2 protein-coding genes are annotated in these 3,904 nt (G+C 69.1%); both read right to left on the bottom strand.

Going from position 1 to position 3,904, the window contains the following annotated elements:
- On the bottom strand, nucleotides 1-716 hold a 716-nt coding region (locus QZX93_RS17960), incomplete at its 3' end, for a helicase HerA-like domain-containing protein (RefSeq protein ID WP_295394804.1).
- The gene (mobH, locus tag QZX93_RS17955) at nucleotides 713-2,929 is read right to left on the bottom strand and encodes a MobH family relaxase (protein WP_295386158.1); all 2,217 of its coding nucleotides are present in this window, start codon (nucleotides 2,927-2,929) and stop codon (nucleotides 713-715) included. The genes mobH and QZX93_RS17960, both read right to left, overlap by 4 nt.
- Nucleotides 2,930-3,904: the final 975 nt, after the last annotated feature.

The following is a 3,904-nucleotide window of genomic DNA, read 5'->3' as shown; positions in this document are numbered from 1 at the left end:
CTCGCGAGCTCGGTGGGCCGATTGAAGCTGTGCAGCGGGTCGATGCGCACCGACTGGGCGGGAAAGGCCGGATGGAAATGCACGAAGCGCTCCGGGGTGCCGGCCAGGACGCACGCCCGCTGCGCCGTATCGCGCAGGTCGCGGTCGCCCTTGGGGTCGATGATCAGGACCGCCTCACCACGCAGCACGGCTTGGGTGACCAGGAGGTCGAAGGTGCGGGTCTTGCCAGCGCCCGTGACCCCGACGATGAGCATGTGCCCGTCGGTATGCGACAGCGGAATGCGCAGGTCCTGATCCCGCCCCCCCAGGCCATGTAGCCAGGTGGCGCCCATGCGCTGCGGATCGCGCGGGGCGAATTGCTCCGGTCCCGCGCGCATGAGGTCCAGTGCGAGCTGCGTATGCACCGGAAGCCAGTCGAAGCCCCAGCCCAGCCACAGGTCTCCGGACCAGGACGGCAGACGGGCCGCGAAGTCCTCTGGGGCGATGCACCCGAGGTGGTGTCCGCGCAGCCATTCATGCTGACTGGCGATCCGCACGGCACCCCGGACCCAAGTCAGCGCCATGGCGAGCGACAGCCAGGCGCGCCAGTGAAAGGCGCCAGTCGGTAGCCCCCAGCGACCCGCGGTGACCGCGGCAACTACCGCGACGACGACCCACAGGATGAGCGCCCGGCGCTCGTAGTTGGGGCGCCGGGGGTCGGCATAGGCCGTGGTCATTCGGCGGCGACCGCGGCTCCGCCGTCAGGGGTCATGCGGCAACCGGGCCGGTGCATCAGCGCCAGTTTCAGCGATTGCGGCTTGAGTCCCGCCGCCTGCGCCGCGGCGGCGATGTCCGCGGGCGTCACCACGACCACGGTGCCCTGACCGTCTGCGCCCGCGGCCGCATGTGCAGCGCGTACCTGGGCGATCAAGGCATTGGCGACCGCGCTCGGGCTCTGGCCGACGGTCGGTGCCAGACTGGATGGGATTGATTCAGGCGAGACGGCCGTCGGCATGGGACCGCGGGGCTCCGGATTGACCGGTACCGCACCGACCAGCGTCCGGGGCGTGCAGAGGTCCAGGGCTCCGGCCGGCAGCAAGGTCGCAAAGTGTCCGCTGGCCTCGACCTTGAGGACGACCCCACGGACGCCGTCGATCACCCGCACGCGCAGGTAGGGTTTGAGGATATCGACCGCGAGCAGATCGTCGTCCCACAGGGCGGCGATCTGGACCTCCAACGTTGGGCCGAATCCCTCCAGACCATCCGGCACACGGATCCACAGCTGATCGCCTGGTTGGTCAGGGAGGTACAGCACAGCCGCCGGTAGGCGCACGCCGGTCCGGATCGCTGCGGCAAGGGCCAGCAGCAGGCGGGCACCCGCACCGGGGCGCCGCGCCTGGAACCACGCTTCGGCCACCGTGCGGGGATCGGCGGGTGCCGGGATGGATGGTTGCGTCACCGACCGTTGCTGTCGCAAGCGTTCTGCGGCCTGCTCGATGGCGGATGGCGTCGCGGGAACCACCGAGGACCGTACCGGGTCGGCGGCGGACGGTGGTGGGGATTCCGGGACGGCGACAGGCGGGCGGGTGTCAGTCAGGTCCAGATCGTCCACGCTCGCCTCGTCGTCATCCTCCCACTCCAGGCCCAGGCGCGCGGCTTCGTCCCGGCGTTCGGCGTCGTCGGCACCGGCGGTGCTGTCCCCCAGAACGGGACGCGGCACTGCGGCCCGCACCACCGCGTCACCGGCCAGGCCGACGGGGGCCGGCACCGACCCGGACAGCACATGATGCGGGGAGGTCAGGCGCAGCAAAGTCAGCGTGACCGGCTTGCCATCGCGCACCAGGGGGGCCGGGGCCAGACGCCAGTAACGCCGCACGCCATCGCCTTCGCTCGGGGGGAGCGCATAGTCGCGCTCGATCAGCAGGTCCGCGAGGGTATCAGGGTGCCGCGGGATACCCGGGACGCGATCGGCCGCGAGCAGTTGGACGACTTCATCGCCCCCCTGGGGCCAGACCACATACAGGCTGTCACCCAGCATCCACAGGCGCGAACCCGGGGTGTTGATCCCCCAGGTGCCGGCACGCACCAGCCGCGCCATGGCGTCGAGCAGGTAGCGCTCGATGGGCACCCCGAGCGAGGTCGCTTGGGGGTCGATGCGGTTGCTCTTCAGGTCCCGCTCGACCGAGGCCCGGTCGGCGTTGCTCACCAGCTGGGTCAGGGTCGCCTGTTCATTCGCCCCGGCCACCGCGTCGATCAAGGCGTTGCCGATCTCGGGGTCCGCCTGGAACAGCATCGCGAACACATCCCGCCCCAGCACCCGCTCGACGGCGAACATCCCCACCGACTGATGGCGGTTGTGGCGCCGCTCGCGCCAGTGCAGGTAGTAGCTTTCAAGCCCGTGCCGGGCGGCCCACTCCGCGATGGTCTCATGCATCGGCGACCAGGTCAGGGTACCGTCGCGGTTGGTCACCGACAGGTCCGAGATGGGCTTGCCGATATCGTGGCACAGGCCCGCCAGCGCCGCCGCCAGACGCCACAGGGGCTCATGCACACGCCGCACGGCCGGCTCCCGGTCCATGGCGAACACCTTCCCGGCACTCGCCTGACCGGCCCAGAAGGCGACCTCCAGGCTGTGATGCAGCAACCCGCCGGCGCCCCGGTGATGGTGCGCCTCGGAGGCCGGCAGGAGGTGGACGAAGGCGGCGAAGCGCTCGACGACCGGGCGTACCTGCGTGCGGAAGAAGTCGGGCGTGCAGTCAATCCCGTAGCGCAGCTTGTCCACCAGTTCGGCCTGGGTCGCCACCAGGTGCGCCGAGGCCACCACCGGGATGCCCTGCAGGAACGGCGGATAACGCGGGATGTCCGGGGGCGCGATCAGCGGTACCGCGGCCACCGGGGCGGCGGGCACGGCGTGGGCGGGGCGGCGGTGCAAGAAGTCGAAGATGCTCATGGCGCCCATGATGTCAGAGCGTCCATGGCGGGCGTGAGGGCTGAAGGTTCTGTTTTTGGCGGGGTATGCGGGAAGCGCCGTTAGTCTGGCCCGCGGCCGTGAGCCGGGTGATGAGTATGTGCCCGTCGGTATGCGACAGCGGAATGCGCAGGTCCTGATCCCGTCCCCCCGGGCATCGCCGTGCCAACTCCCCCGGACTCGCCTGCAACAGCCGTTTGCACGCGCTCCCAATCCCACGGAAGCCCGCCAGAGCCACAGTGAAGCGTTACATCATGACTGGGGGCTTTGGCAGCTACCTTGTGCGGTGACTCCCAAGCTCCGGGAGTCGCGCCAATGACCTTCTGTATTCATCCCCAAGGGCTCGTAGACGCGCCAGAGACCTTCTGCACCGATGCAGAGACGTTTTACATCGGTTCCCAAGCGTTTTGCGCGAAATCTTTCGACGGCCACAACCATTTGAATATATTAACACTTTCAGCCTTTCACCAAGAGGTTGAATCCGCAATCCGAATATTCACCGTTGCACAGCCCCTGTGGCGCCCGCCACCGCCCTTCTGGCGTGGTTCCCAGCCGCTGGGGAGCCTCGCACTGTCCTTGTGGCGCCGCTCCGCTCCCCTGGGGCGCCTGGCGAACATCTGCCGTCACTGTTCCCGACGGCTGGGCATCATGCCAGACACCGTCTGAGCCGGCCCAAAGGGTCTGGTCCCTCATCCCGCGAGTCTGGGCGTCAACCCGCAAGGTCGCGGAGTCCGCGCAGAAGGTCTTTGCAGCGACCCACGAAAAACCCTGTCAACCCAAAGTAGAAATGTCCCCTATTCCGCAAAGTAGAGATGTCCCCTGTTGGCGGGGGCAGGGGGCGAGATGCAGGGGAGGGGCCGCCGGGTCGGCGGGCCAGACGGAGGGAGCCCGTAGGGCGACCGGAGTCGGGCCCGCCGACCCGGCGGGGCGCCACGGACCGGGGTCAGACCGCGGGGG

The organism is uncultured Thiodictyon sp. (assembly GCF_903946935.1).
Lineage (GTDB): Bacteria > Pseudomonadota > Gammaproteobacteria > Chromatiales > Chromatiaceae > Thiodictyon.
This window is presented reverse-complemented; position numbering and strand designations above follow the sequence as displayed.